The organism is Microlunatus ginsengisoli, from assembly GCF_039537205.1.
In the GTDB taxonomy this organism is placed as follows: Bacteria; Actinomycetota; Actinomycetes; order Propionibacteriales; family Propionibacteriaceae; genus Microlunatus; species Microlunatus ginsengisoli.
On record NZ_BAABAB010000021.1, the window covers coordinates 1 to 14,556 of the forward strand.

Consider the following 14,556-nt stretch of genomic DNA (forward strand, 5'->3'; position numbering starts at 1 on the left):
TGAAACTGACTGTGGCCACGCCACACTTCCTTTCCACGGGCAGGTACGTGCCCGACGATCCATAGTGAAGGAGCCTCGACCGCTAGCCACTGACGGCAGGACCGCCGCCGACGGCTCCCCGGCGAAGAGGGACGAATACATTAACGACATACCCGATCGCCAAGACCTCACGCGGCGCGTGCCGTGCGCCGAGTCCCACGCCTGCGGTCGGCCCAACGGGTGCTGTCGGTGGCCGGCGCTAGTTGCGGCGGACCAGTCATCATGATCCTCCGAGTAAGCGCCTGGCAGCCCCCTGCCGGCGCGGCACCCGGAATCTTGGATTGGAAGAGTTTGATGCCGGGGAGTTTCGAGTCGGTCGGGTCTGGGCATCTGTGCAGATAGGTGCTAAGTCGGGGTCGACACGGGCTCGGCGCCAGGTCCGGCGGTTCAAAAACCTGCCGCCGGGCCGATCGTAAGAGTTCGGCGAGACAGGGCTGGCGCGGGTTGCGGGGATCATGGTGGCCAATCGAACGGTACGCCGGTGATTCCTGGCGGGAGTGATATCTCACCGAGGGCGCGGTTGATCGACGGCGCCAGCGGCCCAGGCCGGCTGCGACATTAGCAGCACTCCCAGCTTACAACCCATCCGGCCTGAGGAGGTCTTGTGTTTCAGCGTTTCAGTAGTTGTGCGGCGTAGACGTACGGTTCGACATCCGCCGCGGCGGCATGACGTTGGAGTGCCCGCAGGGCTTCGTCAGGGTTATGTCCCTGGTCGATGAGGATGCCGATCGCCCGATTGATGGTCGACAGCTGATCGAGTCCGCTGAGGCCGGGCGGCGGCGTGTGCGGAGGAAAATCAGCGTCCAACACGATCGAGGCGTGTCCGCCGCGATGATCCGCGCCGACGTGGTCATCTTCACTCCGGTCGTTTCCATCGCGGCCTTTCCGGCTCGTTGGCTCCAGCCGGCCGATGAGGGTCGGCGCGTTCAGGGCGTGGCCGAGGTCGGCGGCCAGGTCGACGAAAGCCCCCGGTCGTGCCGCCCAGAACACGATCCGTCCAGCGGTACGGTTGCCGGCGTCGAGGCTGGCGAACGGTAGCCGGAGCGACGTGACGATCAGATCGTCCTCGTCGGGCAACCTGGCCAGGGTGATTGGCTGGTCGCCGTCGAAGATCGTGATGATCATCCCCCGGTAGGACGGCACAGCGGACCGGATCGCCGTCACCAGATCGGCCAGCGCACCGTCGAGGTCTTCGTCGCCGAGCGCTGCACCGGCGTTGAATTGCAGCAGATCGCGGAGCAGTGCCGTAGGAAGGTCCACCAGAGTGCTCCGAGGAAGCGGATCCGTCCGCTGATGGGTGTCCCACCTGGTCGGGGTTGCAGGTCGCTGCGCCCGATGAACGCGGTCCGGATACGGACCGAGGTGGTGTGCGACCGCGCCGTAGAGCCACTGTACTCCCGCCAGCATGAACTGGTCTCAGGCGAAGAGGGAGCTGGCTGCCGGGCTAGCTGGGGTTGTGGCGAGCCCGGGCCCGGTTGACGGCCTCCCCGACGATCTGGCTCGCGACCGTGACCAACTTGTGGTGCTCGTTCTGACTGAGCGCCCGCAGCCGGCCCAACGCCTCCTCGGCCGTGCCACCACTGCGGCTCATCATGATGCCGATCGCCCGGTCGACGACGACCCGGGACTCCAGGGCCGTCTGCAACCGGGCCGCCAGTCGACGGGCCTGCGCCAGCACCTGCGCATTCTGCACCGACACGGCGGCCGGAGTTGCGAAGATTTCCCCGAGTTCGGCGGCCCGATCATCGAAGACGTTCTTTGCGTGGGCGTACACGTTCATCGCGCCGACTACCCCGTCGGGGGTCACCAACGGCAACGACAAGGCGCTGTGTACGCCAAGCCGAGCTACCCCGCCGCCGAACTTTCGCCAGCGCGGATCGGCGCCCAGCGATCCCGACATCACCGTCTGGGCTTCGCGAGCCGCCGTGATGCATGGTCCTTCCCCGATCCCGTACTGGATGGCGTCGATGTCCCGGACGAAGTCGGCGGTGGCCACGATCGTGTCGGCCCGGTCCTGCTCCAACAGGGTCAGGCCGGCCCCGTCCGCGCCAGGAATCGCTCGCACCGCATACCTCGCCACTCGGATCAGCAGGTCCTCCAACCGCAGACTGCTAGACAGCCGCGACAATCCGGCCAGCCCTTCGCGAAGATCATCGTCTTCCGCGTCCAGCTCCGCCGACGTCCGATCAGCAACCAAGTCGTCCCCGTCATCCGGGCTCGACCAGACAGCATCGTGCCCCTCATCTGCGTCCATACCCACGCACCCACCTACAACCGTGACCCGACAGCCACCATCAGCGTAGCGCCGCCGAACCGCAGCCCGGCCGGACTACCACTGCACAGATCCGGGCTGTAAACTCCAGGTACTACCTCGTAGTCGGGCTGGACGGATTCGCCGTAATGCACCGCGAATCCTTGAGCAATGTGCCCCCGCCAGACGCCCCGGGAACGCTGCTCGATCGGCTCCTCCTGTGTCCGTTCTTACTCCATCCGCACCTATTGGGATCGGCGCCGAACCGGCCACCACCGCGTCGGCCACCACCGCGTCGGCCACCACCGCGTCGGCCACCACCGCGTCGGCCACCTTTGCGCCGGTCGCTGAGCCGAGTCTCACCACGAGATCGGGCAGTTCGTTCACCGCGTTGGCTCGGCAGGTGCACGAGCTGGGTCTGATGCGTCGCCGCTACGGCTACTACTGGGCCAAGCTGATCGGCGCCGTGCTGGTCCTGACCGGCTGGGTGGTCGGGTTCGTTTGGATCGGCGACAGCTGGTGGCAGCTCGCCTCCGGCGGGGTGCTCGCGGTGACCATGACCCAAACCGCCTTCCTGGGCCACGACGCCGCCCACCGACAGATCTTCAAGTCCGGCCGCTGGAACGACTGGATCAGTCTCATCGTCGCGAACCTGCTGGTCGGGATCAGCTACGGCTGGTGGCGAAGCAAACACACCCGCCACCACGCCAACCCCAACAAGGACGGCTACGACCCAGACATCGCGCTCACTGCCATCGCGTTCACGCCCGAGCGTGCCACCCGCCACCGCAGCCGGCTGATGCGGTGGCTGGTGGCGCACCAGGGTTGGTACTTCTTTCCCATCCTGCTGCTCGAAGGACTGTCGCTGCACTTCGCCGGCATCAAACGGGTCGTCACCCCCGGCAAGGTCGACCGGCGCTGGGTGGAGCTCGCCTTTCTGACCGTACGGCTCGGCGGACTGGTGACGCTGATGCTCTGGGTGCTGCCGCCGGGGAAGGCCGGAGCCGTCCTCGCCGTTCAGTTGGCAGTCTTCGGCTTGTACATGGGCTCCTCGTTCGCGCCGAACCACATCGGGATGCCGCTGGTATCGCCCAAGCTCAAGCTCGACTTCCTGCGCCGCCAGGTCCTGATGAGCCGCAACATCACCGGCGGACCCCCGATGTCGATCTTCATGGGCGGACTCAACTACCAGATCGAACACCACCTGTTCCCCTCGATGGCCCGACCACACCTGCGCAAGATCCAACCCCTGGTCGCCGCCTACTGCGCCGCCGAAGGCGTCCCCTACACCCAGACCAGCATCTGGTCGGCCTACCGCAGCGTCGTCGGCTACCTCAACACTGTGGGACTCCAAGGCAAGAACCCCTTCCTCTGCCCGCTGGTCGCCCAACGCCGGGCAATCTAGGCCGCCCCGGCCGGCGTCGCGGACACCGTCGAGGTATGCCTGGCGCGGGCCGCGATCCAACGCCGCGCCGTTCACGCCGCGGCGGCGCGGCCGCAGCCCGGCGAACACCGAAACCTGGTCGGCAGCTGGTGATCGATAGCTCACCCGCACCACCCGGTCGGCACCGAACAGACCGACCAGCAGTCCGACCGTCGAGTCAGACGCCCCGGGTCCGCGGTCGGTGAGCGCGCGGCGGACGATCCCTTTGCGGCAGCCGGTCAGCACCAGCCACTCCCCCGCGCCGGCCGCGGCCAGGTCCTCCAGCTCGACCACCGCTCGGCCCTTCCTCGCCGGCTTCCTCCTCCCAGATCCGCACGGCCGCCTGCATCTGTTGCGCGGTCACCTTCAAGTCCGGGTTGGCGACGACGTCGAACCCGGCGAGGATCAGGTGCGGCGCGAGATCGGACAGTCCGACCAAAGCCCAGTGGTGTGGTCGGCGTCGACGGCAGGAGGTCCGTGTCGAGCTCGTCGTCCTCGGTGTTGTCGAAGACCGGGTGAGCCACCGGCGGCGCGATGAGCGGGTCGTCAGCGGCGCCGCCGTCGGCGGTCTGGCGCTCGACAGTGCGGCCCTGGGTGGTCGCTTGGTGGGCGTTGGTCTCGCCGGCGGCCACCAGGTTCGGCGGGCCGGCCGAGGGGGCGGCCTGAGGGTCATTGTTCGAGTCGGTCATAGCGGTAGACCTTCCAGTGATCGTGGCCGTCGGAGACGAGGTACAGCACGAGCGCCCATCCGGGGCGGTAGGTGGCTTGGACGGTGACCTGTTCGTCGGAGACGTCGAGGACGTCGACCCCGTCGAAGTGGCCTTGGGGCACGTTGGCGACGTCGACCGTGGCGAGTTGCTTGTCGACGGCGTCGGTCACGTAGGGACGGAGCCGCGCCCGCCAGGTTGTGGTCGTATCGCCGCCGATGGTGGTGAAGGCACGGCTGAAGCCGATGGCGACCGGCTCCCACCTTCTGCGTTCCGCGGTGTCGCCGGCGGTGGGGCCGGTGTCGCGGGCGTCGGTTGCCGAGGCGTCCTCCCCTGCCCCCTCGTCGACCGGCTCAGATCCGGGTTCCGGCCAGGGTTGTAGTTGACGCATCGGCCGGTGACGCGGTCACCGGTCGGGTTGGGCTGACCGATGTCGCGGGCGCGATAGAAACGGTTGGGGCCGCGGACTGCGGGGCGGCAGGGTCGGCGGTGTCGTGGTGGCTGACGCCGCGGACGACGCGGACGGTCAGGGCGACCCCGACTGCGGCAGCGGCGACGACGGCCCGGCGGCTCACGGGGTGACTCCGTGACGACGCAGGATCGGCAGCGGGTTGGTCGGGCTGCCGTCGACCCGGATCTCGTAGTGCAGGTGGGCGCCGGCCGGTCCGTTGGGGATGACGTGGCCGGTAGTTCCGCGGGCCAGGTCCCTATCAGCGGTCGGCGAACGCCACCAGACCGGCGACCCCGTTAATCGACGGACAGGGGCAGTAAGTCATACCGGGTCCAGTGACCGCAGCTCCCCGCCCGGGAGAGCCACCAGGAAGGTAACTGGGCGGCCTTGCCCACGCCGCAGGTGCTGCACCAAGCGGCGCGGTCGTAGCCGCCCCGATCTTGGCGCCATGGATTCAAGGCGGCTGCTGGTCGCCGGCCGAGCCGAGAACTGGCGCGGACACTGAGTCGCCGACAGTCTCTTTCGGCGGACGACCGGATGCATGGAAGACTGGCAGTCTCCTAGAGGTCGAGACGAAGTGATCTGATGCGCGTGGCGATTGTCACGACTTATCCTCCCCGGCCCTGCGGTATCGGGATGTTTTCCCATGATCTGCGCGACGCCCTGCGCGAGGTCGACCCTTCGTCGCCGGTCGAGATCGTCTCGATCGTGCGCGATCCGCGGCAGGTCGCCGCATCGGAGGTCGTGGCCGCGATCCGGCAGGACGTGCGCAGCGACTACGCGGCTGCGGCTGCCGAACTGACCTCGCGGGGCACCGACATCGTGCTGATCGAGCACGAGTTCGGCATTTTCGGCGGGGACGCCGGAGCGTATGTGGTGTCGCTGGCCGAGGAACTGGAGCAGCCGCTGGTGGTCACCTTGCACACCGTGCTATCGGCACCGACCGTGCCGCAGGCCGAGGCGTTGCGCGCGCTGTGTCACCGGGCGACTCTGGTAACGGTCTTCACCGAAACGGCGCGCCGGATGATCCTCGATGCACGCATCGTGACGCCGGAACGGGTACGTGTGCTGCCGCACGGCGCCCCGAAGGTGCTGCTGGATGTGACCGCCGACGTGGCGACCGACAGCCGCGTCTCCCGGGTGGCTTTGGAACGACTCGAAGGCCGCACCGTGCTGTCGACCTTCGGGCTGATCTCGGCCGGCAAGGGGATCGAGCTCGCCATCTCCTCCCTCCCGGCGGTGGTGACCGCCCATCCCGAAGTTCTCTACCTGATCGCAGGTCAGACGCATCCGGAAGTGGTCAAGGTCGAGGGCGAGAGCTACCGGCTGGGGTTGGAGCGGCTGGTCCGCGAGCTCGACCTGAGCGAACACGTGCACTTCCTTGACCGGTTCTTCACCGAAGCCGAGCTCGCGGTGCTGCTGTCGTCGACCGACCTGTACCTGACGCCCTACCGTTCTCGAGAGCAGATCGTCTCCGGAGCCTTGACTTTCGCCGTCGCGGCCGGGTGCCCCGTGGTCTCGACGCCGTACTACTACGCGGAGGACCTGCTTGGCTCCGGGGCCGGTGTGTTGGTGCCGTTCGACGACTCCGCCGCCATGTCTGCGGCGGTGTTGGATCTGCTCGACCATCCCGACAAGCTGGAACAGGCCCGGATCGAGGCCCGCCGGGTCGGGTCGGCCCTCGCCTGGCCCCGGGTCGGTGCGGCGACGCTCCAGGTGCTCGCCGAGGCGGCCGAGCTCGGCCCGGTGGCCGGCTTCGAGAAGGCCTTGCCGGCTCTTCGGGCCCCGGCCATCCGCCCCGACCACCTGCTCCGCCTGGTCGACGATGTCGGCATCATCCAGCACGCCAACGGGATCGTGCCCAACCGGTCCACGGGTTACTGCGTGGACGACGTGGCGCGGCTGGCCGTGGCGGCGTTGGGCCTGGATCGTCAGCTCAACGATCCGAGATATGCGCGAATGCTGTCCTCCGCGCTCGCCTTCATGCAATACGCCTGGGACTCCTCGCGGTCGGGCATGCACAACTTCATGAGCTACGACAGGCGCTGGGTGGACGATGCCACCCACGGTGACCACCTTGGGCGGACCGCCTGGGCCCTGGGTGAGGTCGTCGGCGCCATACCGGCTCGACCGGAGGCCGGACCCAGTCTGCGGATGCTCGAGGCCATGGTCCCGGCGCTCGGGGCGTCCACCAGCCCGCGCCAGGCCGCGTTCACCGTCATCGGACTGGCTCGGCTCGATGCGCGGTCGATGTCGCAGCCGCTGGAGGATCTGCTCCGGCTGCTGGCCGGCCGCCTCTACGCGTGGTACGCGGCATGCCGTAGCGAGGAATGGCGCTGGTTCGAGGGAGTGCTCAGCTATGACAACGCCCGGCTGCCGCAGGCCCTGATCGCAGCGGGCTACCGCCTGGACGAGCCGGAGTGGCGACGGGCCGGGATCGAGGCGCTCGACTGGTACGCCATCCAGTGCGGCATCGAGACGAGCAGCGTGCGGCTGATCGGCAACCAGTGGCGGCTCCGGCTGCACCCCGTCCCGGTCACGGATGAAGGCGACGAGCAGCCCCTGGAGGCGGCGTCGCTGGTGGAGGCGCTCGTTGAGGCGATGGTGTCCACCGGCGATCACCGCTACGGGCTGCAGGCGGTGCACGCCTTCGAATGGTTCCTCGGGCGCAACCGCTTCGGGCTGGCGGTGTACGACTTCGGCTCCGGCGGCTGCCATGACGGGCTCGGGCCCGCGGGTCTGAACGAGAACGAGGGCGCAGAGTCCACCCTGGCGTTCCTGCAGGCTCTGCTCGCGCTCAACGGGGCCGGGTTGCAGTTCTCCGCGCCCAGCCCTGTGACTGTCGTGCTGCCGTGAAGATCGCCCTCGAATGAAGATCGCCATGCTGGGGCCGATCGCCTGGCGTACACCGCCGCGGCACTACGGACCCTGGGAACAGGTCACCGGGCTCCTCGCCGAAGGGTCGGTGGCTCGGGGGCACGACGTTACCCTGGGCGCCACCCTCGACTCGCGTACGTCGGCGATCCTCGACGGCGTGATACCGCGACCGTACGCCGAGGACCGCAGCCTCGACGGCCGCGTCTGGGAGGCGATGCATGTCGCACACGCCCTCGGCCGGTCGGGCGAGTTCGATCTGGTGCACAACCACCTCGACTGGTTGCCACTCGCCTTCGCCGCGCACTGCCGGGCGCCGCTGCTCACCACGATCCACGGGTTCTCCGACCCGGCCATCCTGCCGGCCTACCGAGCCAGCTCCTCCGCGTACGTCTCCATTTCCGACGCCGACCGGGTGCCGGAGCTCGACTACATCGCCACCATCTACCACGGCATCGACCTCGGTGTGCTGCCGGTCTCCGCGGCCGGCGGGGAGGATCTGGTCATCCTCGGCCGAATCCATCCCGACAAGGGAACGGCCGATGCCATCAGGATCGCCGCTCTCTCCGGGCGGCGGCTCCTGATCGCCGGCCTCGTCGCCGACGAGTCCTACTTCGGCGAACAGATCGAGCCCAGGTCGACGGTGACCGGGTCGTCTACCTCGGCTCGGTTGGACCTGGTCAACGCGGCGAGATCCTCGGTTCGGCTCACGCCTTGCTGCACCCGATCGCCTTTGCCGAACCGCTCGGCTTGTCGGTGGTCGAGGCGATGGCCACCGGCACGCCGGTGGTCGCGTTCTCGCGCGGCTCCATGCCCGAGGTCGTCGACGAGGGCGTCACCGGATTCCTGGTCAGGTGCACCGAAGAGACCGCCACCGCGGTGGCACGCGTCGGAGAGCTGGACCGGGCCACCGTGCGGCGCGTCGCGCAATCCCGCTACAGCGCACGCCGGATGGTGGACGACTACCTTGAAGCCTATGCCTCAGTCCTCCAGCGCGATTAGCGAACGGCTCTTTCGTCGTCATCCCGGCAATCCGGTCCTGACACCGAACCGCTGGCCGTACTCGATTAACGCCGTGATGAACGCCGGGGCTGCCCTCGTCAACGGCGACACGGTGCTGCTGTGCCGGGTGGAGGATCGGCGTGGATTCAGCGAGTTGACAGTGGCGCGGTCGCACGACGGCTTCTACAACTGGGTGGTCGAGTCGACGCCCCTACTGGCACCGACGCCGGGTGTCCTCCATGAGTCGTGGGGACTGGAGGACCCGCGGCTGACCTACGTCGCCGAGCTGGACGCGTGGATCATCGTCTACACATCGTTCGGACCCGGCGGACCGAGCCTCTCGTTGGCCCGCACCACGGACTTCCAGACGGCGGAGCGGCTCGGCATGGTTCGGGCGCCCGAGGACAAGAACGGGGCGCTGCTGTCACGAAGGGTGGATGGGGATTGGGTTCTGTTCCATCGTCCGGTGACGGCAATGCACGCGCGCGCCGATATCTGGCTGTCCCGATCAGCGGATCTGCACAGTTGGCAAGCTCCCGAGCCCGTGTTCGCGGCCCGCGAGGGTGGTTGGTGGGATTCGGCCCGGATCGGGATAGGTGCTCCACCGTTGGAGACGCCCGAGGGGTGGCTGCTGGTCTACCACGGCGTTCGCCAGACCGTCGCCGGTGCGCTCTATCGGGCTGGGCTCGCCCTGCTCGATCTCGACGATCCGAGTCGAGTCATTCGCCGATGCGAGGAATGGGTGCTCGGACCCAGCGAGCCGTATGAGAGAACGGGCGACGTGCCGGGGGTGGTGTTTCCGTGTGGTCTGGTCCACGTGCCCGACACCGACGAGCTCAGGCTGTACTACGGCGCGGCAGACACCTGCATCGCCATGGCCACAGCGTCCCTGTCGGACGTGCTCGCATTCGTGGTCGAGTACGGCGTCCAGCCGCCCTAGTCTGCAGCCGAGGCCCGTCGCCCGCCGCGAATCAGTAGAACGAGTACGGCGTCGTGGACAAGTTCAGTTGGCCGTTGTAAAGGTCGCGGCCGCGGTCGGGGTGGGTTGGCTCGCTCATCGACCGAAGTGGAATTGCCCAAGTCATACCCGCAGCGAGGGGTCGGCGGCGTGCAAATCTAGACCCGCCGCGACGCTTGGCACCCAGGTGTATGGATCTTCGCCCAAGGCCGCGTCAGGGCCACAGGACGACAAGAACCGATGGCAGACAACGAGAGATAGCGCGCTGTGCCGTTAGGGACGTCCTTCCTAGTCAAAACAGGTTTCCGCAGTCGCTGACAAGCATGGACGGGCTATGAAAGATCCGTGGGAATGCCCTTTCAAGGCGGCAGCGCGGGTTCGAATCCCGTTGGGGATACCAGCACGTGCACCATGACCGGGTCTCGCGGCCCACCGATCCGGAGGTCAAGGGTCGAGGCTTCGACCTCGGTCGGCGCGGCGCGGCCTCGTCTGATCCCAGAGACTTGGCCGGTCCTACACCCGAGGCAAGATGATCAGGTAGCCCAGCGCGTAGACCAGCATGCAGACGGCCAGTACGTTCGCGCTGATGCGGACCGGGCGCTGCTTGAAGCGCTGCCCGGCCGCGATCAGGAACAGGACAAGGGCGAACAACACGGTCATGCGGACGTACTTCCCTGCCTTCTCACCTGCCTCCGTGCCCGCCCTGAACAGTTCCTCGGCCTCGGCGTTGAGTTGTTCGGCCTTCTCCAGGTTTGGATTCTTGTACCCGGGCATGTAGCCCGGCCCGGGCGGCGCCGACGGGTTGTTCAGCGGGTCCGTCTTGATCCACTCGTCGAATGCTTGTCGATAATCCGGTGTGAAACGGCGGACCAGGATCGTCTCCAGCTCGGTGTTCCCGTCGGCGCGGGCGCCTAGCCAACTGCTGAACATTGCCGCGTCCGCGGCCAATTGCTGTCCGCCGAGGGTCGATGCAGCGCTCGCCGCGAAACGCTGCGTCGTCGCCTGCCCATAGGACAGACCCTGGCGCTCATCCCATTGCGACGCCTGGAATCCGCTCCAGGCGGTCGCTATCGCGGCCAGCGAGAGGACGAGGACCTCGACCACCTCGACGATCTCTTCCCAGCGGTGCTTACGGCGCTCGTCGTCCTCCTCCTTCTCGGCGAGCTTGTGAGCGACCTCGACATTCAGACCCTCGGGCATACCTAGGTCTCCTGGGCGTGAGTACGGAGAACGGCAGGATGGCGTTGAACCAGTCATGGTCTGGCATGCGCACACTATCGCCGATCGACGAGCCGTGGCCGTCGGCGACGACAACCCACCCATCAACTCACCAGACCTGCTGCGATGGCGCCCGAAGGCGACGATTCCTGAGTTCGTCGATGCCTACCTCGATCGGGAAGGCCGGCGTCACCAGGATTGCAGGGTCAGGGCCAACAGATCCTCCAGCCCGCGCCGGATACTGTCGGCGGTCAGGTCCGGCCGGGCAGCGGTCACGGCGGGCAGGATGTGCGCCGGATCCGGCAGGAAGCCGAGGATGTCGCTGACGACCCAGAAGGCGGCGGCGTCGGGGTCGGGATCGAGCCGTCCGCCGCGGCGGACGTACTCCGCCCGGAAGGTCTCGGCATCGGTCGCCGAATGCACCATGGCGAAGTCGGAGCAGGCGTGCGCGACGTCCAGGTCGGGTGGTCCCCAGGACACCTCCGCCCAGTCGATCAGCCCGCTGATCGCATCGCCCTGCCACAAGATGTTGCCGAAGTGGAAGTCGCGGTGCAGCAGGCCCGACGGCGTGGCCGTCGGGCCGACGCGCCGGATCTCGATCGCGCGACGCCAGAGCGCCGGCCACCGGACCCAGTCGGGGACCTGCGGCTCGGCCGGTCCGCGGAAGGAGAATGCCGGCGGTCGGCGCTCGACCGGCACCGGCTGCCCGTGCACCGCCACCGCGAGGTCCGCCAGGGCCGTCAGCGCGGCCGGGCCGAGCGGGTCGTAACGGGTTTGTCCCGGACGCCAGCTCAGCAGGTCCGCCGGTGCTCCGGAGATCAGGCCGTCCACGTCGGCCGCGATCAGCCGCGGCACCGGCAGCCCCGTGCCGGTGAGCAGGCCGGCGGCGAGTGCCTCGCGCCGGACGTGCTCGCGGCCGACGTCGCCCCACTCGGCCGGGTCCGCCCACCGCAGCACCAGCGGATCACCCTCACCCAGCTGCAGGATCCACTTCGTGCCGGTGATCCCGCCGAGGACCGGGGTGGCGTCGACGATCGGTCGAGGAGCGTGCGCCTCGGCCCAGCGCCGCACCGGGTCGGGCAGCATGCCGCGACCCTAGTCGTGATACGCCAGAACCAAGGGACGACACCGCCGACGCGAAGGACCACGATGGACGTACGGATCGGATTGCAGCTCTATTCGGTGCGGCAGTCGCTCGCCCGGGACCCGTGGGGCACGCTGACCCAGATCGCCGAGGCCGGATTCACCCGGCTCGAGGCCGCGAACCACAGCGCCCGGGTCGACCAGGGTGTCGGCTTCGGCGTCGGCGCCGCCGAGCTTCGCGACCAGCTCCGAGAGCTCGGGCTGTCCATCGTCGGCTGCCACATCAACCCGCTGGAGCTGGACATCCTCCCCCGCGCGCTGGACTACCAGGCCGAGCTCGGCAACAACCAGATCGGTTGCGACATCGAGTTCTATCCCTACGGCGACCGCGACTCCGTGCTCCGCCGCTGCGAGACGTTCAACCAGGTCGGCGCGCTCGCCCACGAGCGGGGAATGCGGTTCTACTACCACAACCACTTCCAGGAGTTCCAGCGCTTCGGCGACGAGTACGTCTACGACCTGATCGTGGCCAACACCGACCCCGAGCTGGTCTTCTTCCAGTTCGACACCTATTGGATGTATCGCGGCGGACAGAACCCGATCGACTGGATGGAGCGGCTGGCGGATCGGGTCATCCTGCTCCACCAGAAGGACTTTCCGGCGGACGCGCCACAACCGCTGAACCTGTACGACGGCGTCGTGTCGGCGACCGAGAACATCGACATGGCGGTCTTCGAGGAGCGCAAGGACACGCGTTGCTTCACCGAGATCGGCACCGGCGTGCTGCCCATCCAAGACATCGTCGACGCCGCGGCCGGACTGCCGAACCTGGACTACCTGTTCCTCGAGCAGGACCACACGACGCTGTCCGAGATCGACTCCATCCGCCGCAGCCACGACGCCTTCGCCGCCTCGATCGACAAGATCAGCTGGCCCTGATCACCGTCGCGCCGGGACGCAGCCGGTCGCGCAGGGCCGGCGGCGCCGAGCCGGAGCCCGCCAGCAACAGATCGATCTGCCCGACGTCGGTGAGCGCCTCCGCGGCCTCGTCCGGTGACGCGTGCCGGACCTCGACCCCGTCCAGGCCCTCGTGGCGCACCAGGCCGGCGACGACGTCGGCCCACTCGGCCGAACCCTCCAGGGCGATCAGCCGCCCGCCGCCGGCCATCCGCAGCGCCCGGCCGAGCCAGAGCGTCGACGCGCCGGCACCGACCTCGACCACGATCCCGGGGCGCTCCGCGAGGACCCGGCGAACGCTCTCCTGCAGGGCCCGCGAGGAGAGCGGCCAGTCCTGGCTGAACCCGTCGGGGTCGGCGAGCAGGTGCCGCAGATCGTCCTCCCCGACCGTGGTCTCCAGCCGGTGCTGTGCCTTCCGCAGGTCGTCGACCGAGCGCTGCAGCTGGACCAGCTCCTTGCCGAGCCGGCGGTGGCGGGCCCGGATCACGGCGGTGTCGACGAAGCGGCGCCCGCGGGCGAACCAGCGTGCGGCCGACCGGAACTGCAGCATCGGATGGCTGTGCGGTCGGACCAGCCGGGCGAGCGCGTCCCAGTCCGCGCGGCCGACCACGGCCAGATGCTCGCGCAGGACCCCGTCGAGCCGGCCCGGATCGATCCCCGTGATCAGCGGGTCGGCGAGCAGCTCGGACAGCCGGCGTAGCGCCCGCCCGCCGGCGTCGGGTCCGGCGTACACGATCGCCCGCAGGTATTTCTCCCGCACCAGGATCCGGGGCAGGATCACCCGGGCCGCGATCTCGTGCCGTTCCCCCTCCGGCAGCTCGCACGCGCGCAGCGCGGCCAGCATCCGGCGCAGGATCCGCTCGTTCTTCTCGATCAGCGCGTCGGAGTGGTCGGCGGTGCGGGACAGGTGCACGGGCTGGTTCGGGTCCTCGCCGTGCTGGGTCAGCCGGTAGAAGTCGTAGCCGCCCAGCACCAGGAACCGGTCGGCGCTCAGGATGTAGGAGAACGCGAACGCGACGTCCTGACCCGACGGCAGGGCCTCGTCGAAGCGGAGCCCCTGGCGCTCGACCTCGGCCCGCCGGAAGACCTTGTGCACGGTCAGCGTGGCCAGCGCCCGCGCGCGCGGAACCTCCTCCAGCGGTCGCCGGGCCCGGAAGATGCCGGCCCGGCCGTTCACGGCGACCTCGTTCAGCGCGATCCAGTCCGTCGGAGCGCCCGCGACGGCATCGCCGATCCGCTCCAGCGCCAGCTCGCCGATGGTGTCGTCGGAATCGACGAAGAAGATGTACGCGCCCCGGGCCTCGTCGATGATCCGGTTGCGCGGCCGCGCGGCGCCGCCGGAGTTCTCCCCCAGCAGGATCACCCGGAAGAAGCCGGGGGACGCTGCCAGCCTCCGCTCGAACTCGTCCAGGATGGCGAACGTCTCCGGATCGCTGCTGCCGTCGTCGGCGATCAGGATCTCGAAATCGTCCCGCGGCAAGCTGCTGTCCACCACCGACTGGAGGCAGTTGCGCAACAGGGACTTGCCGTTGAACACGGGAATCCCGACGGTGAGCAGCTTCCCCATGCGTCAGGTCCTCCAGAGCGTCATCA

General features: G+C 68.5%; 11 protein-coding genes and 1 pseudogene. 6 read left to right on the forward strand and 6 right to left on the reverse strand.

Features of this window, described 5'->3' with window-relative positions; genetic code table 11:
• Window positions 1–648: 648 nt before the first annotated feature.
• Together ABD747_RS14135 and ABD747_RS14140 are read right to left on the reverse strand one after the other, a co-directional pair.
• Window positions 649–1,164, reverse strand: coding sequence for a hypothetical protein (locus ABD747_RS14135; RefSeq protein WP_344805580.1), 516 nt, complete (start codon window positions 1,162–1,164; stop codon window positions 649–651).
• A 319-nt stretch (window positions 1,165–1,483) separates the two neighbouring features.
• On the reverse strand, window positions 1,484–2,236 hold the full coding sequence (locus ABD747_RS14140) for a GAF and ANTAR domain-containing protein (RefSeq protein WP_344805582.1): 753 nt from the start codon (window positions 2,234–2,236) through the stop codon (window positions 1,484–1,486).
• Between the two features lie 274 nt (window positions 2,237–2,510).
• Between ABD747_RS14140 and ABD747_RS14145 the strand changes: the two genes are divergently transcribed.
• A complete protein-coding gene (locus ABD747_RS14145; RefSeq protein ID WP_344805585.1) occupies window positions 2,511–3,695 on the forward strand; it encodes a fatty acid desaturase family protein in 1,185 nt (394 codons plus the stop codon).
• Window positions 3,696–4,382: 687 nt separating this feature from the next.
• Here ABD747_RS14145 and ABD747_RS14150 read toward each other — a convergent pair.
• A complete protein-coding gene (locus ABD747_RS14150; protein WP_344805587.1) occupies window positions 4,383–4,811 on the reverse strand; it encodes a hypothetical protein in 429 nt (142 codons plus the stop codon).
• A 696-nt stretch (window positions 4,812–5,507) separates the two neighbouring features.
• On the opposite strand from ABD747_RS14150, the gene ABD747_RS14155 reads away from it, so the two are divergent.
• The 4 genes and pseudogenes from ABD747_RS14155 (at window position 5,508) to ABD747_RS14165 (ending at window position 9,687) form a co-directional block, all read left to right on the forward strand.
• On the forward strand, window positions 5,508–7,727 hold the full coding sequence (locus ABD747_RS14155; protein WP_344805589.1) for a glycosyltransferase: 2,220 nt from the start codon (window positions 5,508–5,510) through the stop codon (window positions 7,725–7,727).
• Window positions 7,728–7,752: 25 nt separating this feature from the next.
• A pseudogene (locus ABD747_RS26730) lies at window positions 7,753–8,106 on the forward strand (glycosyltransferase); the annotation flags it as partial.
• Window positions 8,052–8,747: a glycosyltransferase gene (locus tag ABD747_RS26735; RefSeq protein ID WP_425562537.1), complete on the forward strand. Its 696-nt coding sequence runs from the start codon at window positions 8,052–8,054 to the stop codon at window positions 8,745–8,747. The pseudogene ABD747_RS26730 and the gene ABD747_RS26735, both read left to right, overlap by 55 nt.
• A gap of 76 nt (window positions 8,748–8,823) precedes the next feature.
• Window positions 8,824–9,687 (forward strand): glycoside hydrolase family 130 protein, encoded by an 864-nt coding sequence (locus ABD747_RS14165; RefSeq protein WP_344805909.1) that lies wholly within the window; start codon window positions 8,824–8,826, stop codon window positions 9,685–9,687.
• Window positions 9,688–10,218: 531 nt separating this feature from the next.
• Here the strand turns inward: ABD747_RS14165 and ABD747_RS14170 are convergent.
• Window positions 10,219–10,905 (reverse strand): hypothetical protein, encoded by a 687-nt coding sequence (locus ABD747_RS14170; protein ID WP_344805591.1) that lies wholly within the window; start codon window positions 10,903–10,905, stop codon window positions 10,219–10,221.
• A gap of 207 nt (window positions 10,906–11,112) precedes the next feature.
• Window positions 11,113–12,009: a phosphotransferase family protein gene (locus ABD747_RS14175; protein ID WP_344805593.1), complete on the reverse strand. Its 897-nt coding sequence runs from the start codon at window positions 12,007–12,009 to the stop codon at window positions 11,113–11,115.
• Window positions 12,010–12,072: 63 nt separating this feature from the next.
• Here ABD747_RS14175 and ABD747_RS14180 point away from each other — a divergent pair, with 63 nt between their 5' ends.
• The gene (locus ABD747_RS14180) at window positions 12,073–12,945 is read left to right on the forward strand and encodes a sugar phosphate isomerase/epimerase family protein (RefSeq protein WP_344805596.1); all 873 of its coding nucleotides are present in this window, start codon (window positions 12,073–12,075) and stop codon (window positions 12,943–12,945) included.
• Here ABD747_RS14180 and ABD747_RS14185 read toward each other — a convergent pair.
• Complete coding sequence (locus ABD747_RS14185) at window positions 12,932–14,530, reverse strand: glycosyltransferase (RefSeq protein WP_344805599.1); 1,599 nt, start codon at window positions 14,528–14,530, stop codon at window positions 12,932–12,934. The genes ABD747_RS14180 and ABD747_RS14185 overlap by 14 nt on opposite strands.
• Window positions 14,531–14,556: the final 26 nt, after the last annotated feature.

Excerpts from the sequence above, each read along its gene's own strand:
- ABD747_RS14150 (WP_344805587.1), bottom strand. The coding sequence starts at position 4,811 with ATGCGTCAACTACAACCCTGGCCGGAACCCGGATCTGAGCCGGTCGAC.
- ABD747_RS14180 (WP_344805596.1), top strand. The coding sequence starts at position 12,073 with ATGGACGTACGGATCGGATTGCAGCTCTATTCGGTGCGGCAGTCGCTC.
- ABD747_RS14175 (WP_344805593.1), bottom strand. The coding sequence starts at position 12,009 with ATGCTGCCCGACCCGGTGCGGCGCTGGGCCGAGGCGCACGCTCCTCGA.
- ABD747_RS14135 (WP_344805580.1), bottom strand. The coding sequence starts at position 1,164 with ATGATCATCACGATCTTCGACGGCGACCAGCCAATCACCCTGGCCAGG.
- ABD747_RS14155 (WP_344805589.1), top strand. The coding sequence starts at position 5,508 with ATGTTTTCCCATGATCTGCGCGACGCCCTGCGCGAGGTCGACCCTTCG.
- ABD747_RS14165 (WP_344805909.1), top strand. The coding sequence starts at position 8,824 with ATGAACGCCGGGGCTGCCCTCGTCAACGGCGACACGGTGCTGCTGTGC.
- ABD747_RS14185 (WP_344805599.1), bottom strand. The coding sequence starts at position 14,530 with ATGGGGAAGCTGCTCACCGTCGGGATTCCCGTGTTCAACGGCAAGTCC.
- ABD747_RS14170 (WP_344805591.1), bottom strand. The coding sequence starts at position 10,905 with ATGCCCGAGGGTCTGAATGTCGAGGTCGCTCACAAGCTCGCCGAGAAG.